This window comes from Paenibacillus beijingensis (genome assembly GCF_000961095.1).
GTDB lineage: Bacteria > Bacillota > Bacilli > Paenibacillales > Paenibacillaceae > Paenibacillus_O > Paenibacillus_O beijingensis.
The window spans coordinates 5,442,331-5,459,988 of record NZ_CP011058.1; the positions used below are offsets into that span (position 1 = coordinate 5,442,331).

21 protein-coding genes are annotated in these 17,658 nt (G+C 54.5%); 1 reads left to right on the top strand and 20 read right to left on the bottom strand.

Annotation, left to right across the window (positions count from 1 at the left end):
* Positions 1 to 6: 6 nt before the first annotated feature.
* The 12 genes from VN24_RS26635 to VN24_RS24595 form a co-directional block, all read right to left on the bottom strand.
* On the bottom strand, positions 7 to 801 hold the full coding sequence (locus tag VN24_RS26635; RefSeq protein WP_052703140.1) for a tetratricopeptide repeat protein: 795 nt from the start codon (positions 799 to 801) through the stop codon (positions 7 to 9).
* 168 nt (positions 802 to 969) lie between these two features.
* Complete coding sequence (panD, locus tag VN24_RS24545; RefSeq protein ID WP_045672559.1) at positions 970 to 1,353, bottom strand: aspartate 1-decarboxylase; 384 nt, start codon at positions 1,351 to 1,353, stop codon at positions 970 to 972.
* A complete protein-coding gene (panC, locus tag VN24_RS24550) occupies positions 1,346 to 2,278 on the bottom strand; it encodes a pantoate--beta-alanine ligase (protein ID WP_238590770.1) in 933 nt (310 codons plus the stop codon). The genes panD and panC overlap by 8 nt, the downstream gene beginning before the upstream one ends.
* Positions 2,275 to 3,129, bottom strand: coding sequence for a 3-methyl-2-oxobutanoate hydroxymethyltransferase (gene panB / locus VN24_RS24555; RefSeq protein ID WP_045672560.1), 855 nt, complete (start codon positions 3,127 to 3,129; stop codon positions 2,275 to 2,277). The genes panC and panB overlap by 4 nt, the downstream gene beginning before the upstream one ends.
* Positions 3,130 to 3,472: 343 nt before the next feature.
* Complete coding sequence (locus VN24_RS24560) at positions 3,473 to 4,456, bottom strand: biotin--[acetyl-CoA-carboxylase] ligase (protein WP_045672561.1); 984 nt, start codon at positions 4,454 to 4,456, stop codon at positions 3,473 to 3,475.
* Positions 4,446 to 5,759 carry a CCA tRNA nucleotidyltransferase gene (locus tag VN24_RS24565; RefSeq protein WP_045672562.1) on the bottom strand — a complete coding sequence of 438 codons (1,314 nt, stop codon included), beginning with the start codon at positions 5,757 to 5,759 and terminating at the stop codon, positions 4,446 to 4,448. The genes VN24_RS24560 and VN24_RS24565 overlap by 11 nt, the downstream gene beginning before the upstream one ends.
* A gap of 16 nt (positions 5,760 to 5,775) precedes the next feature.
* Positions 5,776 to 6,942 carry an N-acetyl-alpha-D-glucosaminyl L-malate synthase BshA gene (gene bshA, locus VN24_RS24570; protein ID WP_045672563.1) on the bottom strand — a complete coding sequence of 389 codons (1,167 nt, stop codon included), beginning with the start codon at positions 6,940 to 6,942 and terminating at the stop codon, positions 5,776 to 5,778.
* 58 nt (positions 6,943 to 7,000) lie between these two features.
* Positions 7,001 to 7,711 (bottom strand): bacillithiol biosynthesis deacetylase BshB1, encoded by a 711-nt coding sequence (bshB1, locus tag VN24_RS24575; protein WP_045672564.1) that lies wholly within the window; start codon positions 7,709 to 7,711, stop codon positions 7,001 to 7,003.
* A gap of 6 nt (positions 7,712 to 7,717) precedes the next feature.
* Positions 7,718 to 8,131, bottom strand: coding sequence for a methylglyoxal synthase (gene mgsA / locus VN24_RS24580; RefSeq protein ID WP_045672565.1), 414 nt, complete (start codon positions 8,129 to 8,131; stop codon positions 7,718 to 7,720).
* A 34-nt stretch (positions 8,132 to 8,165) separates the two neighbouring features.
* Positions 8,166 to 8,969, bottom strand: a complete 804-nt coding sequence (dapB, locus tag VN24_RS24585) for a 4-hydroxy-tetrahydrodipicolinate reductase (protein WP_045672566.1) — start codon at positions 8,967 to 8,969, stop codon at positions 8,166 to 8,168.
* Between the two features lie 22 nt (positions 8,970 to 8,991).
* Complete coding sequence (locus VN24_RS24590) at positions 8,992 to 9,522, bottom strand: tetratricopeptide repeat protein (RefSeq protein WP_045672567.1); 531 nt, start codon at positions 9,520 to 9,522, stop codon at positions 8,992 to 8,994.
* A gap of 84 nt (positions 9,523 to 9,606) precedes the next feature.
* Positions 9,607 to 9,948, bottom strand: a complete 342-nt coding sequence (locus tag VN24_RS24595; protein WP_045672568.1) for a nucleotide pyrophosphohydrolase — start codon at positions 9,946 to 9,948, stop codon at positions 9,607 to 9,609.
* A 370-nt stretch (positions 9,949 to 10,318) separates the two neighbouring features.
* Between VN24_RS24595 and VN24_RS24600 the strand changes: the two genes are divergently transcribed.
* Positions 10,319 to 11,188, top strand: coding sequence for a YitT family protein (locus VN24_RS24600; RefSeq protein WP_045672569.1), 870 nt, complete (start codon positions 10,319 to 10,321; stop codon positions 11,186 to 11,188).
* Positions 11,189 to 11,211: 23 nt separating this feature from the next.
* On the opposite strand, the gene VN24_RS24605 is transcribed toward VN24_RS24600, so the two are convergent.
* The 8 genes from VN24_RS24605 to VN24_RS24640 all read right to left on the bottom strand — a co-directional run bounded on the left by VN24_RS24605 (position 11,212) and on the right by VN24_RS24640 (position 17,509).
* A complete protein-coding gene (locus tag VN24_RS24605) occupies positions 11,212 to 12,123 on the bottom strand; it encodes a sporulation protein YpjB (protein ID WP_045672570.1) in 912 nt (303 codons plus the stop codon).
* Positions 12,124 to 12,145: 22 nt separating this feature from the next.
* Positions 12,146 to 12,814: a DUF1405 domain-containing protein gene (locus VN24_RS24610; RefSeq protein ID WP_045672571.1), complete on the bottom strand. Its 669-nt coding sequence runs from the start codon at positions 12,812 to 12,814 to the stop codon at positions 12,146 to 12,148.
* Positions 12,815 to 12,980: 166 nt separating this feature from the next.
* A complete protein-coding gene (locus VN24_RS24615) occupies positions 12,981 to 13,865 on the bottom strand; it encodes a menaquinol-cytochrome c reductase cytochrome b/c subunit (RefSeq protein WP_045672572.1) in 885 nt (294 codons plus the stop codon).
* 59 nt (positions 13,866 to 13,924) lie between these two features.
* Positions 13,925 to 14,596, bottom strand: coding sequence for a menaquinol-cytochrome c reductase cytochrome b subunit (qcrB, locus tag VN24_RS24620; RefSeq protein ID WP_045672573.1), 672 nt, complete (start codon positions 14,594 to 14,596; stop codon positions 13,925 to 13,927).
* A 19-nt stretch (positions 14,597 to 14,615) separates the two neighbouring features.
* Positions 14,616 to 15,095 carry a QcrA and Rieske domain-containing protein gene (locus VN24_RS24625; RefSeq protein ID WP_148505388.1) on the bottom strand — a complete coding sequence of 160 codons (480 nt, stop codon included), beginning with the start codon at positions 15,093 to 15,095 and terminating at the stop codon, positions 14,616 to 14,618.
* Between the two features lie 140 nt (positions 15,096 to 15,235).
* The gene (locus VN24_RS24630; protein WP_045672575.1) at positions 15,236 to 15,637 is read right to left on the bottom strand and encodes a DUF2487 family protein; all 402 of its coding nucleotides are present in this window, start codon (positions 15,635 to 15,637) and stop codon (positions 15,236 to 15,238) included.
* 217 nt (positions 15,638 to 15,854) lie between these two features.
* Positions 15,855 to 16,037 (bottom strand): IDEAL domain-containing protein, encoded by a 183-nt coding sequence (locus tag VN24_RS24635; RefSeq protein WP_045672576.1) that lies wholly within the window; start codon positions 16,035 to 16,037, stop codon positions 15,855 to 15,857.
* Positions 16,038 to 16,297: 260 nt separating this feature from the next.
* Entirely contained in the window at positions 16,298 to 17,509 is a 1,212-nt protein-coding gene (locus VN24_RS24640; protein ID WP_045672577.1) for a hypothetical protein, read from the bottom strand.
* Positions 17,510 to 17,658 lie beyond the last annotated feature (149 nt).

Genomic DNA, 17,658 nt, shown 5'->3' on the forward strand with positions numbered 1-17,658 from the left:
TTCCTCTCACAGACAAGTCAGCTCCGCACTCCCGAAATAAAGGGATAATTGACCGGGAGTTTCTTTGCATGACTTTAAGTTGTTTAACGGATCCGTAAAGCTCGGATCGGTCTGATGGGCTTTTAAAAAATAATGCTCGGCATATTCCAAATTAAGGCGGATCGCTTGAATGCAGCCCAGCGCATTAAGGCCAAGCGCCCGCCATTTCGGATGTTCCGTCAGTTCCACCAACAGGCGGAAATGCCGTTCCGCGTCGCCCCACTGCTGAAGGTGCATGAGCGACATCGCCAAAAACAAACGGGCCAAATTGCATTCCGGCGATTCATGGACGGCCTGCTGGAATTGATCGGCGGCCTGCCGGAACATAAATAATTTGAAAAATCCTTGCCCTTTGGCCACATACTCGGCAATTTGCGAGGAGGATGCGAACAGGACGGCCGGTTCCGCCTTGTCCTGCTTCTTGGGCGCGCCTTTCGCCGCTTCCGCTTGATGCGGCACTTCGGCTGAAACAGCCGCGCCTTTAGCAGACGGGGCGGCAGCCGCCTGTACCGTCCCGGCTTCTGCAAGCTCGGCAGGCGTCAGAGCCGCTCCGATCGCAGCCGCCGTTTCGGGATAGGCGTCTCTAAAGTCCGCCATCTTCTCCTCCAGTTCCAGCCAGCACTCGATAAAATTGTCGCTCATGGAACGGAGCATTGCAAGCTGTTCGCATAATTCGCGCTTGTGTTCTTCATTTGCGCCGGGATAACGGGAAATGATGCCGCTCAACATGTCGTTCATCGCCGTAAACATGTGTTGAATCATTGTCAGCACCCGCCTTTGTTGAAAATCAATGAATGAAGCCGCCTGCTAACCCGAAAACCGTCCTTAGGAAACGGTCCTGCAGGTAACCTCATTCTTTGTTTCGGCGGGTGTTTTCATACCCGGTGCCAGCCTTTGCATAAGTCAGGCACGGCGATTGCAGGCAATCCTTTATAAAGTGACGGCGTGAATTTCTTCCGTCATCGTTTGCACGGGCACATTGTTTTGATCCAGGATAATCACTTTCGGTTTGTGGACGCGAGCCTGATCCTCCGCCATGCCGGCATATGAAATAATGATGACGGTGTCGCCCGGCTGAGCCTGTCTTGCGGCCGCCCCGTTCAAACAAATGACTCCCGAGCCGCGGGGGCCGGGAATGACATACGTTTCCAAGCGGGCGCCGTTGTTGTTATTGACGATCTGTACCTTTTCGTTGGCCCAAATATCCGCCGCTTCCATCAAATTTTCGTCGATCGTAATGCTGCCGACATAGTTCAAATTCGCTTCGGTCACGGTCGCGCGGTGCAGCTTCGATTTCATCATCGTTCTAAACATGGCTGCTGATCTCACCTTTCGCCGGATTCATAATCATGTTGTCAATCAGTCTCGTCGCGCCAAATTTGACGGCGAGCGCCACAATAAGCGGCTGCTCCAGCCCCGAAAGCAGCTGCTCCCCGTCCGGCTGCTCCAAAGAAGGATAATACAGCACTTCCGCATAATCGATCACGGCCATCGGAGCCGAAGCGATGCTTGCATGAATGCGGCTTGTTAATTCCTGAACCGTAAGATCCGGCTTCCGCATCCATTCCCGCGCCTGCCGGAGCGTCGCGGACAAAATGAGCGCCTGGCTCCGCTCTTCCGGAGACAGATACTTGTTGCGCGAACTGAGCGCGAGGCCGTCGGCCTCGCGCACCGTCGGACAAGGGACGATCTCGATGGGCATATTCAAATCGTTTACCATTGTCGTAATAACCGCAACCTGCTGGGCATCCTTCATTCCGAAATAGGCGCGCCGGGGCTGAACGATATTGAACAGCTTGCTGACAACGGTGCCTACCCCGTCGAAATGCCCGGGGCGGGAAGCGCCGCACAGCCTTTCCGTCACTCCCGATACGAGCACCGTTGTTTGCGGTTTGACCGGGTACATTTCCTGAACGGACGGCATAAACACCAGATCGGCCCCCACTTCAGCCGCGATAAGAAGATCGCGCTGCTCGTCGCGCGGGTAACGGTCCAAATCTTCGCCCGGCCCAAACTGCAGCGGATTGACGAAAATGCTCAAAACGGTAATATCGTTTTCGCGTTTGGAACGGCGCAGCAAGCTGGCGTGGCCTTCGTGCAAATAGCCCATCGTCGGCACAAAGCCGACGGTCAGAGCCGCGTTTGCCCAACGGAGCTGCTGCAGCTTTTGCTTCAAATCGTCGATCGTGCGGCAGACGGTGACAAGGTCTGCCGGACTTGTTGTCGTCATTACGCTCATAATGCTGCGCCTCCTCCGTAAAGCTGCTTCATTATGACGCTTTCCATCGGGAAGGCGTGCTTTTCCTCGGGAAAAGCTCCGCTTCTTACGTCGCCCACATATTGGCCGATCGCTTCGCGGATTGTGCCGCCGACGTCCGCGTATGTCTTCACAAACCGTTTCGGCCGGTACGGCGAGGCGTATTGGATCAAGTCGTGGAAGACGAGCACTTGGCCGTCGACGCCGCGCCCCGCCCCGATGCCGATCGTCGGAATGCCGATCGAAGAGGTAATCGCTTCGGCCAGCGGCTCCGTTACAAGCTCCAGCACAACCGCAAACGCGCCTGCCTGCTCGAGTGCTTTGGCGTCTCGAATGAGCGCTTCCGCTTCTTTTTCCCATTTGCCCTGCACTTTAAAGCCGCCCAGCTGATGAACGGATTGCGGCGTAAGACCGATATGGCCCATCACCGGAATTCCGGCGCGGACGCAAGCGGCCACTTCCTCCGCTATATCTTCTCCGCCTTCAATCTTTACCGCGTGCGCATGGCCTTCCTGCATCATTCTCGCAGCTCCTCGCAACGTCTCCTCACGGCTGATGCGGGCGGTCATAAACGGCATGTCCACCACCCGGAACGTCGACTGCGCGCCCCGCGCTACGGATCGGGCATGATAAACCATATCGTCCAGCGTTACCGGAATCGTGGTGTCGTAACCGAGCACGACGTTCCCGAGCGAGTCGCCGACGAGAATCATATCTATTCCCGCTTCTTCCGCCAGCCTGGCGGACGGGTAATCGTAAGCGGTCAGCATCGTTAACGGCTGCCGCTGCTCTTTCATGTTCTTCATCTTCGTAATCGTAAGCGGTTGACTCATGACACTTTGTCCCCTTCCCACCGCCGCCTTCAGTGGCGGGGTGTATCATAGTTTGAACACAAATAAACCTTTTAGCCGCCGCGTAAAAGGTCCGCAAACCAAAAAGGAACATCTGCATCCCGCAAAGCTTCCTTCTGTCTCGGTCCAAGCGGCTCAGAGCAGAATACGCATTGCCTTCCGTCAACTGTTACGGTATTAAAGGCACCTGACTCCAAGTGCGGTTCGAGATCCGATACCGCCTTAGGTCAGCTTCAGTATAGCAAATTAAACGGAACCCGTAAATGCGCCGGCAGCCGGGCGATCGAGGGTCAGACTCCCGGGTGCACGCAGTTTATCCGATCGGCTAGTCCCGGTTTTCCGGTTCCCCCATCTCAGCCGAAAACACCGTTCTTTCGGTGCCGTCGCTCTCGATCACCTTCAGTCCGCCGGCATCGTGCAGCCCGACCGGCACGCCTTCGATCTTCCCCTGCGGCGTAATCAGCACCGCGGGCTTGTGCAGCGACACGCTGAGCGCCTCCCACAGCAACCGAACCGGTTCAAATCCGCTGCTTTCATACGTTTGGTAGAGCTGCTCCCATTCGTTCAGGAACGAAGCGATAACGGCCGTCCGGTCGATAGCGGCCCCCGAAGCGATCCTCAGCGAAGTAGCCCGCGGAAGCAAATCTTGCGGATAATCGTCTTCCTCTAAATTGACACTGATGCCGATGCCGGCGATCACATAGCGCAGACGCTCTTCTTCGGCTGCCGATTCCAGCAAGATGCCGCTTATTTTTTTACCCTCTATCAACAGATCGTTTGGCCATTTGATTCCGATATCGAGCCCCGTCAAAGTGCGCAGGCTGCGGCAAAGCGCAACCGCCGTAAGCAGCGTCAGCTGGGGGGCAAAATGAATCGGCAGCCGCGGACGCAGCACCATGCTCATCCAGACGCCCTTGCCTGCCGGCGATACCCACTGTCTTCCCATTCTGCCTCGTCCGCTCAGCTGCTGTTCGGCAATGACGAGCGTTCCATCCGCAGCTTCTTCCTCGGCAAACTGCCGCGCGACGTTTTGCGTGGAGTCGACGGAGCCGAGCAGATGAATCCGCCGCCCGAAAGAAACGGTCGTCAGCCTTTCCTGAATACGCTCCGCCGACAAGCTGTCGGGCTTGGACCGAAGCCGGTACCCGAGACGACGGGACGCATCGAAACGGTATCCCTTTTCTTCCAGCTTGCGAATTTGCTTCCACACAGCCGTCCGGCTTACATTGAGCTCCTGGCTGAGCGCTTCGCCGGAAACGTATCCGCCGTCATGCTGCTCAAAATAGCGGATCATTTGTTCAACGTTCATGATGCTCGTTCTCCTTCTCCCTGCTCCATTGCCTGCACCAATCGAGCAGCGGCTCCCGCTCGTTCGCTACATGATCCATCGCCACTTCCAGCAGCAGCCGCCTCATAAGCGCTCCAAGCCACGGTCCGGGCCGCTCCTGCAGTTTGCCGGCAATTTCCCGTCCGTCCACGTTCAGCGAAGCAACTCCGTTCTCTGGAATCTGCATCGTCCACTGCCGCAAGCGGGCAAGCCGCTCCGGCCGCTCCGGCAATCGCGTCATTCGCTCCGTCATATCGAGCCAGCTGCGGACAGCCGTTATGCCGCAGGCAAGCGCCGCGGACACCCACATCTTGCGCATGCTGAAGTCGTCCGGTTCGGGATTCGACCACCACTCCTTCGCCTCCGCGTCGACCGCTTCGTGAAAAATAAGCTTACTCATGAGCGCATCGGCCCTTGCCTTCGAAAACTTTAACCTTCTAAACAATTGGCCAGCCGATTTGGAATCGGCTTCCAATGCAAGGCTCAGCGCCGCCCAGCGGTCGTCGGCATCGGGCAGCAGCGCCAATCCGCCCAGCGCGGCGGGACGCGCTGCCGTGAAGGCCGGTGGCAGCGGCTCTTTCGTATGCGACAGCAGTCCGCTGGCATGCAGCCAAGCTGCAGCCGATGCGGGGGACGGCCCCTTCATCATTTTGTCCAGCTCCGCTCCGACCCGTTCCATCGCAATATAACGGAGCAGCGGAGCGCATTCCCGCAGCGCTTTCCAAGTACGGTGTGAAATGGAAAAGCCGAACACCGAAGCGAAACGGATGGCGCGGATCATCCGCAGCGCATCCTCCGTGAACCGTGAGCGGGGGGTTCCAACCGCGCGGATAACGCCACTGCGCAAATCTTCCAGCCCGTGAAAAGGATCGATGATCGTCCCTTTCGGATCGAGCGCCATCGCATTGACGGTAAAATCACGGCGCAGCAGATCTCCGTGCAGATCAGCGATAAACTCAACCTCCTGCGGCCGCCGGTGATCGGCGTAACCGCTCTCGGTGCGAAACGTCGTCACTTCATACAGTTTGCCGCCTGTCTTTACCGTGACGGTGCCGTGCTGTAAACCGGTCGGTATCGAATCCGGAAACAACTCCATAACGTCTGCCGGCAGTGCGGAAGTCGCAATATCGACATCGGCAAGCGGCCTGCCCGCCGCCGCGTCCCTGACGCAGCCGCCGACAAAAAAGGCTTGATAGCCGTTAGCCGCCAGTCTGTGCAGCAGCGGGAGCGCTTCCTGAATTAAAGCAGGCAGCGGCTCCAGTCTGCCGCTTGGTTGTACCGGCATGAGATCACCTCCGGCGTCAGTCTTCGCACACCGCCGGAACGGGAACGGGGGCTTTCATTCCCAGCACGCGGTAATAGATTTGCTCGTATTCGTTTGTAATCAGCTTGTCGCAAAACCGGTTCCGCGCCCGCGCAATGCAAGCTTCGGAAAATTTGCGGTACATCTCCGGATTGGTGAGCAGCCTGACTGCATTGCGCGCCATGTCGGCCGTATCTCCGATCGGTGACAGAAAGCCGGTTTCGCCGCTCGCGACCAGCTCGGGAATACCGCCGGCGAGCGAGCCGATTGTCGGGACGCCGCACGCCATCGCTTCGAGCGAGACAAGTCCGAAGCTTTCCTTCTCGGAAGGAAGCAGCATCAAATCCGCTAACGAAATCACTTGCGCGACATCCTCTTGTTTGCCGAGAAAGTGAACGTCGTTCTCCAATCCCAGCTGTCGGATCTGCCACTGAATCTTGGACAGCTCCGGCCCTTCGCCGACGAGCAGCAGCTTAGACGGGACATGCTCTCTTACCCGCTTGAACACATCGATCACATCTCCGACCCGTTTAACCGGGCGGAAGTTTGAGATATGCATCAATATCTTTTCGTTCTCGGCTGCATACTCGGAGCGGAAAGCTGAAACATCCCGCGGATAGTAAATCCGTTTATCGACAAAATTGTAGGTCAGATCGATCGGAACCGAAATATCGAGCAGTTCCTGCGTTTCCCGGATGAGGTCGCGGGAGACGGCGGTTACGGCATCGCTCTTGTGAATGGCAAGCCGAATCAGATCTTTGAGCGATTCGTCCTGTGCGAGCACCGTTATGTCCGTTCCATGCAGCGTCGTCACGGTTTTGAAACCGTCGCCCGCCATCTGCTTGGCGATATAAGCGCACACCGCATGCGGAATCGCATAATGAACGTGCAGCAGGTCAAGCTGCTGCATCTTGGCCACTTGGGCCATTTTGCTGGCGAGGCTGAGATCATAAGGCGGATACCGGAATACGTAATAATTATTTACCTCTACCTCATGAAAAAAAATGTTTTTATGAAACTGTCCGAGGCGGAACGGAATACTGTGCGTAATAAAATGAATTTCGTGCCCCTTTTCCGCCAGCAGCTTGCCGAGCTCCGTCGCGACGACTCCCGAACCGCCCAGTGTCGGGTAGCAAGTAATGCCGATCTTCAGTTTTTTCCCCATAGCTTCACCCCCGCGGTTTTCATTTTGGAATCTATTCAATGTCGCCCACGGGCAGTTATTATTCCTCGGTAAATAACGACACGGCATGGGGGTTCTTAATCGCAAAACCTTCGGCCGAGCTCCAGCCCCTGGCTTGTCCCAGCAGCGAGTCCCTCGCCTCCACTCTTTCCAAATAACGCTGGTTAAGCGGCGTCTGCACAATATCGCTTCCGGGGCCGCCGCTCTCAAACTGGGACCGGTAAGCGGACAATGCGGTTCGCTTAATGTCGCTGTAGCCGCTTATGTCGACGACAAGCGAAACATCTTTAATGTCGTTAATATAATAATAAACCAATTGCTTCACTTGAACCGGGGGAAGCTCGGGCATGTACCGTCGCAGCTTGGCGTTGAATACCGCTTCTTCCACCAGCGCGCTGCAGGCGTTATGGTCGGGATGGCGGTCCTGCCAGTATGGCGCGAATACGATCCGCGGCTTGCGCAGCCTGATTTCGGCTACGATCGCGCCGATTTGCTCCGGAAGGGGACGAAGTCCGCGGTCCGGCAAATTGAGACAGCTCCGCGCAGAGATTCCGAGCGCAGCCGACGCCGCCTCGGCTTCCTGCCTTCGCAGCTCCACCGTACCGTTCGAGGACATTTCCGCCGCCGTCAAATCGCAGATGCCGACCTTCAAACCGGCTTGCACATGCTTCGCGATCGTCCCTCCCATCCCGATCTCCGCATCGTCGGGATGAGCGCCAAAGATAAGAATGTCCACCTGCTCGTTGTTCATGATCGCTTACTCCGGTTTATACTTATGAACAAGCTCGCGCCAGGCGAAATCGCCTCTTTGCAGCGCTTTTACGAGCAGCTCGGCCGTCGCGATGTTTGTCGCAAGCGGAATCCCCTGCACATCGCATAGACGCAGCAGCGCGTTGATATCCGGCTCGTGAGGCTGGGCCATTAACGGATCGCGCAAAAAGATGATCAAATCCATCTCGTTGGTTGCCACCATCGCCCCGATTTGCTGATCGCCGCCGAGCGGTCCGGACATGAAGCGGTTAATGGTCAGCTCGGTTCGTTCCATAATGCGCGAACCGGTCGTTCCCGTCGAATACAGTTTATGCTCTTTAAATACCGGTTCATAAGCGGTTACGAAATTGACCATCTCATCTTTTTTACGGTCATGGGCAATGAAAGCAATGTTCAACATAGTAATTACTCCTCTCTGAAAAAACGCATCGTTGTTAGTCCATAATATGTTCGAAACCGTAGATAAGGCCCTCGTAGTTCATCACCTTTTTGATTGCGTGATTGACTCCAGGCATATATCCGGCACGATCGTAAGAGTCGTGGCGGATTTTGAGCGTTTGGCCGAATGCGCCAAAAATAACTTCCTGCTGTGCGAATACGCCGGGCAAGCGGACGCTGTGGATCCGGAAGCCGTCGTAATAACCGCCGCGCGCGCCTTCGATCAGCTCTTCTTCTTTCGGATTGCCCTGCTTCATCTCACGGCGAACCTGCGAAATCAACTCGGCCGTTTTGACGGAGGTGCCGGACGGCGCATCAAGCTTCTGATCGCCATGGTATTCGATAATTTCAAGATGGGGAAAATATTTGGCGGCTTCCGCGGCGAATTTCATCATCAGAATGGCGCCGATCGAGAAATTGGGCGCTACCAGGCCGCCGATGCCTCTTTCCTTGCACAGCTTGTCCAGCTCGCGAATCTGCTCCTGCGTCAGTCCGGTCGTTCCGACGATCGGACGGATGCCGCGCGTAATGGCTTCCAGCGTATTGGAATAGGCCGACTGGGGCACCGTGAAATCGACCAGCACGTCAATGTCTCCCCGGCCGAGCGCCGTTTCCAAATCCCCGTCCACCGTAATGCCGCACGGCTCCGTTCCGGCCGCAGTACCTGCATCCGCTCCTTTGGCGGAAGGAGCCATTGCGGCAGCAAGCGAAAGCGACTCATCGGCGAGCACCATTTTCACGACTTCTTTACCCATTCTTCCGGAAGCGCCTGCCACGGCCACTTTAATGCTGCGGTTCATATTCAAATCACCTGTTCCTTCGTTAGTTTTGTCTGCTGATGCGGATCTTGCGCAATCGTTGTTTCCGTCTGGCCTTGGCAAGCAGTTTCACCGTTTCCGCGTGCTGCGGCTCCAGCCTGAGCGCTTCCCGGGCGTACTCTACCGCTTCATCGAACCTGTTCATCCTCAAATAGGCCGATGCCAGCTGATAGTACGCTTCAAAGCAGAGAGGATCCAGCTCCACTGCGCGCCTCAGCATTTCGATAGCCGACGGCGGTTCAACCGAGCCTCCGATCGTCATCGCTTTGAAGTCGATCACGAGCAGCTTCGCCTGCACGGTGCGCAAATGATATTCGTATTCTTCCTGCCCCGGATCCAGTTCCACTGCTTTTAGGACGCATTCAAGCGCTTTGTCCCATTTTCCGCTGCGGGCGCATGATATCGAGCATTTATAATGATACGAAGCGTTGCCCGGATCAGCGGCAATCGCCATTTCAAACCACCCGATCGCCCCTTCAAAATCGCCGTCAAGGATGAATTCGTAAGCCTTCTTCACGCAGCTTTCACCATCCATCCGCCCATCCTCCTTTCGTTTTTGCGAAGCAAAAACGGTTTGCAAGCCAATGCTTTGCAGGTGATGGTACAGCATATGTATCAATTAGGACTGCGGTTCGCTATTTTTTCGGGTCCAGCGGTCCGCGTCGCGCGTATTGAATTTGTGCATGATTTTGTCATGAGCTTCCGTCAGGCTGATCCCGAGTGAGTTGGCAAAGCAGGATAAAATGAACAATATATCGCCCAGTTCCATTTCGATGGAATTGTCCGCTTCGTCCGGTTTTTTCGGCTTTTCGCCATATGTATGATTGATTTCCCGGGCAAGCTCTCCGACTTCTTCGCTCAGTCTTGCCATCAGCGATAGCGGGCTGAAATAACCCTCTTTAAATTGCGAAATATAGCGGTCAACCTCGCGCTGGATTTCCGTTAGCGATTTCTCTGCCATGTCGAAAGCCTTCTTTCTTCAGGTATCAGTTCCTATGTTATCGTAAAGAGGAATTGAAAACAATGCTTTTTGCCGGGACGAAAAAATGACATACTAGGAAAAGCCGCCGGCAATGGTCTTGCCTCCGGCTAAAACTTAAGTACAATGAACTGCGTCCGCTGCGAGGGCGGATCATTCTTCAGATCGCTGTTGTCCTTGGATTTCTTGAATTAATACTAGAAATCCAAGGGCAAAGGCGAACGCTCCGCTTCTCCAGAACGATTCCGCCCTCTCCGCTGCTTTCATCGGATTTAACGATTGCCTCCGGCAAAACCTAAGCTTATGCTTACGAAGTGGTTTTGCCTCCGGCAAAACCTTAAGGAGGTTCAATATGTCAATACTGAAAAGAGGCGGCCGGCTCCGGACCATTATTCCCGTCCTGTTCGGCTGTGCGGTGTACGCCTTCGGGCTGCAATATTTCGTGCTGCCGAATCAGTTGATGGAAGGCGGCGTTACCGGAATTGCCATCCTGCTCAACTATGCGCTCGGACTAAAGCTGTCGATTATGACGATTGTCCTGAACGTGCCGCTGTTCGTGCTCGGACTCCGCGTTCTCGGAAAATACTCGATGATGATGACCATTATCGGCACGGTCGGCTTGTCGCTGTTTTTGGCCTTATTCGAAAAAGCGATTCAATTGGGCTGGATCGTCCCTTTCCGGACGTCGCAGGATTACATACTGGCAGCGCTGTACGCGGGGGTAACGCTCGGGGCCGGGCTCGGCATCGTGTTCCGGTTCGGAGGAACGACAGGGGGCGTCGATATTGCCGCCAGAGTCATTTCGAAATCAAAAGGCTGGAGCATGGGCCAAATCATTCTCGCTTCCGATGCCATTATTATCGGATTGTCGCTGCTTTACATCCCAATCGAAAAAGTGCTTTATACGCTCGTATCCGTCTTTATCGCGTCCAAGCTGATCGATTTCATTCAAGAGGGAGCCTACGCCGCAAAAGCATTTTCCATTATTACCGTTCACGGCGCGGAAATTGCCCGGGCAATTACAAAGGAGATGGAAAGAGGAGTGACGTTGATCCCTGCAGTGGGAGCTTACTCGGGGGGAGACAAGCAGATCGTCTACTGCGTCGTCTCCCGGCAGGAAATCCGCATGCTGAGAATGATCGTTACCGGTATCGATCCGCGCGCATTTATCGTCATTAACGATGTGCACGACGTGCTCGGGGAAGGATTCAAAGACTCCTGACAACACTCCAAAGCGAGAGAGTCCTATTTACGGACGACTCCAAGCTTTTGCTCCGGTTGCTTCTTTCTCGGATAAATAAGCACGCCGTTCTGTCCACCCCGGTAATTTCGCCATCCGACCAGAGCCAGCACAGCCGAAACAAACCAAACGATAACATAGATCCAGAAAGGAGGCGAAGCGGCCGGGAAATCTGCGGCGATTACCGGCTTTTCGTTTATCGTTCCGAACTCAAACAACCCCTTCATCGAGCTTTCCAGCGATTGTATCGCCTGCATGGTCAACGCCTCATGAAAATGCTCGTTGTTTGCATGCTGCAGCAGCCGGGCCGTATAGCCGACCTTTTCCTCCACTTCTTCCACGGTTTGGCGCGGTCTTGTCATGAGTGCCGCCGGTTTCAGCAGTGTCCAGTGCTCGGCAAGCAGCGACATTTCCGCATGCCCCTCAGATCCGCCCCCCTGTCCGTCAAGCCGGCTCTTCCATGCGTTCGACAACCTGCCTAAATCTTCAAGAACAATGCCCTTATATTCCTGCCACAGCGGCGAATCGGGGTTTGCCAGCGCGTCGGAAGCGAGCCGGATTTGCGAGGCGGCAACCGTCAGTCCGTTATCGCCGCTACCGCTGCCGGCAATCGTGAACGCGCGCTCCCCTCTTTCCAGGCTCTTCTCCAGCGCAGACCAGCCTTCCTCGGTACCGAGCATGCGCAGTGCGGGCTGCTTTAGCCACATCTTCGTATCGCGAAGGGCGTAATAGCTTTGCTGCCGGTTTCCATACTTGACCAGCTCATACAGCTTGCCGGACGTCATCTGGAACTTGCGCACCGTCGTATTTGGCTCGGTGCGCCCGGCCGCAGGTTCGGCGTAAGCGCCGCGCAGCGCGCCGACGGCAAGCAGCGCCGCGCACAGCATCATAATGATCCAAGGCCGCCGCTTCGGCATGGACATCCCCTCCTGCCTTACACTATGACGGAACCTCCTGAATTAGACCGCTTTCCTCCTTTTGCCTGATGCGGCGAAATATGACGAGCAAATATACGAGAAGCAGACTGAACACGGTCAACCCGACCGTAAATACGCAAATTGCCGGCACGTTATCGTCAAGCACGTCCGGCAGCCACGGATAAATGCCATAACTGTAATCGACGGCGTCATTAATAAACAGCCAGCAGGCTGCTGCCAATGCCGCCACACGACCGAAGCTCAGGAACGAAGCAAAAATAACCGCTTCAACAGCCATGCTGAGATGGGAGACAACCAGCATCCAATGCTGCCACTCCAAAATGTCGCCCTGAGCCGCACCGGCAAAAATCATGACGACCGCCCATATGCCGTATTTGATTGAGGCGACGGCGCCAAGCGCTTCGACAAACGCCCGGACGACGGTCCGCGGCGGAGCGGCCGGGCGAAAAATCAGGTAGAGCAGTGACAATGTAAAAAACAGACTGGCAGTAGGACTGTCCGGCACGAAAACAAGCTGCCAAAGAGGATGACCGCTGCGGCTCGTATATACGAGCTGATTCCAGTACCATTCATACCCGTAAGCTGTGCCCAGCAGATTGACAATAAATAAAGTCCACAAAACCGGTCGGCTCGTCCAAAAGGTTCTGCTCCAAAAATACGACATTTGCATCTTGCGCCTCCAGTTCATCAACTAATCTGTAAACGGTCATTCAGGCTCGCGGCTAATAGACCGATTTTGGGCATTTAAAAGCCCATTCTTAATTTAGCACTTTAAGGTATGAACTTCCAACAATGAAAAAACCCGACCGCTTTGGCGCGATCAGGTTTGCGAACGGTTATTCGGCTTTCTTCTGTTTGGCAAGCCACGATGCCAATTGGTCGATCTCGCCTTCGTTCAGCGTGTCTTTGAATGCCGGCATGTTGCTGCCTTTGCCGTTCGTCACGATATCGACCAACTGTTCCTTTGAATATCGTTCCCCGATGCCGTGCAAAGACGGGACCTGGCTTCCGCTTCCCTTTAAATCGGTGCCGTGACAGCTGATGCAGGCCGCTTTCTTCGTCAGCTCGACGGCCGGATCATTCGGATCGACCAGAGCCGTTTCAGCTTCGGGTGCAGAAGGCTTCTGCTCTTCGACGCCAGCCTTGCCCGCCTGCGCCGCTTCGCGCGCTTTTTCCTCCCGTTCGATATGCTCCGGAACCGTGTTTGTCAGTTTCAGCTCATACTGATAATGATCCCACGATACTTTCGTCAAATAAATGACGGAGATGAGCGACAGCAGCATCAGCGAAGCTGCGACGGGCCGGCGGTAAAACCGCCTTTCCTTGCCTGTGTCAAGGAAAGGAGCGAGCAGCAGCGCCCCGAACGCGATGCCGGGCACGCCCACAACACCCAGAACGACATAATCGCCGGATACCCACGGGTATTTGAGCAACTGGTACAGGAATAGGAAATACCAGTCGGGCATCGGAATAAAAGCGGCGTTCAAAGGATCTGCAGGATAACCGAGCGGCGCCGGCTCCGCAATCGTCAGAACGAGAAAGCCGACAAGGACGACTGCGCCTACCATCCATTCCTTCAGCAGGAAATTCGGAATGAACGCTTCCGATCTGCCGGGATAGGAAGAATAATCGGGCGGCACCGGCCTTTCGCCTTCTCGTTTGCGGACCCTGGAATCGCCGACGTAAACAACTTTTTCGTTCGATTTACGGCCATGCGCCATCTGATCTCCCCCTTACGTTTTTTCCGTTTAAAAACCACTTTACATCGAAAGGCCGTGGCTTACAGCGGTCCGGAAATGCCCTGCTTGCGGATCATAAAGAAATGTGCCGCCAGCATGGCAAGGAGGGCGCCCGGAAGGAAGAACACATGGATCGCAAAAAAACGGGTCAACGTCATGGCGCCGACAATTTCTCCGCCCTGCAGAAAGGTGCTTATATACGGGCCGATCCAAGGCACGGAATGCGCAATTTGAATGCCGACCTTGGTCGCAAAGTAAGCCTTGTTATCCCACGGAAGCAGGTATCCGGTAAAGCCCAGGCCGAGCATAATGAAAAAGATCAGCATCCCGACCACCCAGTTCATCTCGCGCGGCGCCTTGTACGAGCCGGTAAAAAAGACGCGGAGGGTATGTAAAAACATCATCACGATGACGAGGCTCGCTCCCCAGTGGTGCATTCCTCTCACGATGGAGCCGAAAGCCAATTTATGCTGCAAATAATCGACGCTTGCGTAAGCGTGATTAATATCCGGAACGTAGTATATTGTCAGAAACATGCCGGACAAAATTTGGATGACGGTAATAAAGAAGGTCAGTCCCCCGAAACAATAAACGAAAGCGGAAAAGTGATGCGCCGGATTGACATGCTCCGGAACCTCATGGTCGGCCACATCTCTCCACATCGGCGTCACGTCAAGACGTTCGTCGATCCAGTTGTATACGTTTTTAAACATACCTGCAAACGCCTCCTTGTTATACCCGTCTATTGGGAACAATTTCGCCGAGGTATACGTATCCGTTTCTGATGTCCACTTCATATTCGTCAAGCGGCGCCGGCGCCACGACCAAATTTTTGCCGTCGACGGTGTAGCGCGCTCCATGGCAAGGGCAGACGTATTCATTGTTCTTTTCCGTATTCCAGTTGATGGTGCACCCAAGATGCTTGCAGACGGGGGAGAGGGCGAATATGTTACCGCTCTCATCTTTCATAATCCAGGCCGATTGCTCAGGATCGCTAACATACCAGCCGTCGACCTGATGGATTTTAAAATTGAATACGGCAGGTTCCATCGTTTTAATCTCCGATTCCGCCACTACCTTAATCCAGTTGCCCTTTTCTTTCTTCTCCAATAGAGGATCGACGGCGAACCGGATCATCGGAAGCACAGTGCCCATGGCCATGAAAGCGCCTGCACCTCCAAGCGTGTAAGTTAAAAACTGCCGCCGCGTCATCTCATTGCGCCTTCTTGGATGGTGCGCAGTCTCGTTCGATTCGTATTGATCCACCCAGATAACCCCCTATGCCAACTGATGTTGAACCAGGACATTCCGAATAATAGCTCAGGCTTACAATAACATGAACGATATGAACATTACGGTTGTCCCCAGAGCCGACGCACCCCCGCATTCATTTCGTCCGCGCCGTGCTTGCCGCCCAGCACCAAATCCGCATGCATCAAAGCCGGGACCTGTTCCAGCAGCGTAAGCGCAATAACATAACGAAAACCGCTTTCCTTGAGCCTGCTGCAGACGGCATCCAATCCTTCCGTTAACGAAGCTTCATCGGCTCCCGTATAATGGTATGCCGGATACGTGACGATTCTTCCTTTAAAAGGAATTTCGAGCAGGTACAGCAAATCGCGAAGCCGCTCCAGCGTTTCGGTCACGATGTAAGGGGCTTCATTTCCGGACAGTCCTGTGACGGGCAGCAGACAGGTGTCCAAATACGGCTGAAGTTCGAACCACGTCTCCCGGGGCAGGTCATTGAACTTCAATGTCGGGCACACCTCCTTTTGCAGGCATGGAGCTGCCGTTTCATACGGCCCCCGGTTAAAGGCTTGTCACCATTATCGTAACGTCTTTGTCCGATTTTGCCAATCACTTTTTTTTACAATTTAAGCGTTTTCTTATCTTCCGCTGCCCATAAAGCAGCCCCCGCCTGTTCGGAACATGAATTCCGCATTGGCGGGGGCTGCTTCTGCCGAAAACCTATTAAAGTTTTAAAGCACTCCATTCCGATGACAGACGACGAAACGTATCCTCGTCCCCCTGTTCGAGAGCGCTGTCGATTGCTGCATACAGCTTTTCCGTCCTGTACTTCAGTATCGCCTCGTCCAGTATCATTTCGGCAGCAAGGCCCAGCATCGTTTCGTAATTTAATTTCATTTTATCCATAGGATACACACCTCCATGTACGGATTAAGAGATCCTATATCTGTTGCCGACTACCGTGCTGATTCCACTTTCATGTTCCCGGACGTCTCTACTGTTCATGGATTGCTTACGGTATTGTCTGAACTAGAGTATAGGCTTAAGAAGCGGCGGCTCTACTGAAATTATATTCAACTGCTAGCGTGACGCCCGTATATTGGCCTTTGTTTGAGCGGAATGTTTCTTTGCCTATCCCGGCAATCCGTCCGCTCCAAGGCAGCGGACTAGCGATCCCGCGGCAGTTCGATATAATCGTGGTGCTCGACGTGAACGCCTGCAACAACCGCTTTCCCGAGCCGAGTCATGACCGCTACAGCGCCGTAATTCGCATCTTCACCGATTCTGAGCAGCCCCAAGTGCAGCATCATGGACAAAATTCGTTTATCGAAAACATCGTCCGGCGTATCGTAAAAATACGATTTTATGTAAGGGGTCAGCGCACTGCGGAGCGAATCGACGGTCACCCATTGCCCGGCCAGCGCATCGATCCAGTGAACGAACGACAGCAGATTCGGTATCGCCCCTTTGTACAGCCTGAGCCAGAAGCGGTACAACTGAGTCGGTTCATCGCACCGTTTCTCTTTCACCCATTCTTCGCCTGCAGCCGTCAATACGAGGCTGCCGTCATTCTCTTCAATCCTCGAATTATAGTAGCAATAGTCGTAGAGAAGCGACATCCGCTCCGGATATTCCCGGAATCTGCGGCCGTATCCGAATCTCCATGCCGTCTTTTGCGGTAAATCCTCGCGGACGCCGAAGCTTTCGATTGCCGCCTGAATGCTGCGCCGGTACATAAACCCCTCCGCAGTCAGCGGCACTTCATTGTGGCGGACAAACCGGAGAAACGCCAAAACGTCTTCATTTAGCAGCTGCTGCTCATCCCGGTAAACGGACGGCTCGTCCGTATAAATCAAGCCTGCCGCGAACCGGCGGCGCATCGTTTCCTGGAAACGGCGCTTCAGGTCGTCCGGTACCTGGAACAAGTAACGGTCGGGTCCGGCCAGTCCGTTGAACAGCCATCCCTGATGCTTGAACCTGGCAATAATATCTCTCGGGCTGTCGCTGGGCACTTCGGCTTTCGCTTTCGCTTTCGGTTTCGACTTTGATTTGCGGTTTTTGGCCGGCTTTGAGTCCGTCTGACCCGCACTGCTGGCTTGCGGTTTGTCTGCATCGAATTTGCTGTTGTGGACTCTCGCAATAAGCTCTTCCAGACTGAATGCATTCCGTTTCTCAAATAGAAGAGAGTTGATGAACCGCAGCTCTTCCAGCTTCATGCTGCCGATCTGCGCCTCGAACACCTCTTTACGCCCAACCGTTGACAGAATCGACTGGATAAGCTCGTTTTTAGAGTTTCCGTTGCACTCGCAGCGGTACGCATCCGCGATCCGGTTAAGCTGCTTGATGTCCGCATATCCCAGCATATCCGCAAGATTCATCCGTCGACTCCTCCTTTCTGATCCAAGCTAACAACATCTCAATTTGGTCATCCGGCATCGCTTGTTGTACTACCATTATGGGAATATATTCGAAAAATATAACCGCCCTCAAAGCGAATCGTGCAATTGCCGGTCCATTCAACACCAAA

What these genes read in the sequence shown, in the direction of transcription:
- VN24_RS24640 (WP_045672577.1), bottom strand. Translation starts at nt 17,509, where the DNA reads ATGAATCTTGCGGATATGCTGGGATATGCGGACATCAAGCAGCTTAAC.
- VN24_RS24605 (WP_045672570.1), bottom strand. Translation starts at nt 12,123, where the DNA reads ATGCCGAAGCGGCGGCCTTGGATCATTATGATGCTGTGCGCGGCGCTG.
- bshB1 (WP_045672564.1), bottom strand. Translation starts at nt 7,711, where the DNA reads ATGAACAACGAGCAGGTGGACATTCTTATCTTTGGCGCTCATCCCGAC.
- VN24_RS24595 (WP_045672568.1), bottom strand. Translation starts at nt 9,948, where the DNA reads ATGGCAGAGAAATCGCTAACGGAAATCCAGCGCGAGGTTGACCGCTAT.
- VN24_RS24625 (WP_148505388.1), bottom strand. Translation starts at nt 15,095, where the DNA reads ATGACGCGGCGGCAGTTTTTAACTTACACGCTTGGAGGTGCAGGCGCT.
- panC (WP_238590770.1), bottom strand. Translation starts at nt 2,278, where the DNA reads ATGAGCGTAATGACGACAACAAGTCCGGCAGACCTTGTCACCGTCTGC.
- panD (WP_045672559.1), bottom strand. Translation starts at nt 1,353, where the DNA reads ATGTTTAGAACGATGATGAAATCGAAGCTGCACCGCGCGACCGTGACC.
- bshA (WP_045672563.1), bottom strand. Translation starts at nt 6,942, where the DNA reads ATGGGGAAAAAACTGAAGATCGGCATTACTTGCTACCCGACACTGGGC.
- panB (WP_045672560.1), bottom strand. Translation starts at nt 3,129, where the DNA reads ATGAGTCAACCGCTTACGATTACGAAGATGAAGAACATGAAAGAGCAG.
- VN24_RS24610 (WP_045672571.1), bottom strand. Translation starts at nt 12,814, where the DNA reads ATGCAAATGTCGTATTTTTGGAGCAGAACCTTTTGGACGAGCCGACCG.
- VN24_RS24635 (WP_045672576.1), bottom strand. Translation starts at nt 16,037, where the DNA reads ATGGATAAAATGAAATTAAATTACGAAACGATGCTGGGCCTTGCTGCC.
- mgsA (WP_045672565.1), bottom strand. Translation starts at nt 8,131, where the DNA reads ATGTTGAACATTGCTTTCATTGCCCATGACCGTAAAAAAGATGAGATG.
- VN24_RS24560 (WP_045672561.1), bottom strand. Translation starts at nt 4,456, where the DNA reads ATGAACGTTGAACAAATGATCCGCTATTTTGAGCAGCATGACGGCGGA.
- dapB (WP_045672566.1), bottom strand. Translation starts at nt 8,969, where the DNA reads ATGAACCGCAGCATTAAAGTGGCCGTGGCAGGCGCTTCCGGAAGAATG.
- VN24_RS24600 (WP_045672569.1), top strand. Translation starts at nt 10,319, where the DNA reads ATGTCAATACTGAAAAGAGGCGGCCGGCTCCGGACCATTATTCCCGTC.
- VN24_RS24590 (WP_045672567.1), bottom strand. Translation starts at nt 9,522, where the DNA reads ATGGATGGTGAAAGCTGCGTGAAGAAGGCTTACGAATTCATCCTTGAC.
- VN24_RS26635 (WP_052703140.1), bottom strand. Translation starts at nt 801, where the DNA reads ATGATTCAACACATGTTTACGGCGATGAACGACATGTTGAGCGGCATC.
- VN24_RS24615 (WP_045672572.1), bottom strand. Translation starts at nt 13,865, where the DNA reads ATGGCGCATGGCCGTAAATCGAACGAAAAAGTTGTTTACGTCGGCGAT.
- qcrB (WP_045672573.1), bottom strand. Translation starts at nt 14,596, where the DNA reads ATGTTTAAAAACGTATACAACTGGATCGACGAACGTCTTGACGTGACG.
- VN24_RS24565 (WP_045672562.1), bottom strand. Translation starts at nt 5,759, where the DNA reads ATGCCGGTACAACCAAGCGGCAGACTGGAGCCGCTGCCTGCTTTAATT.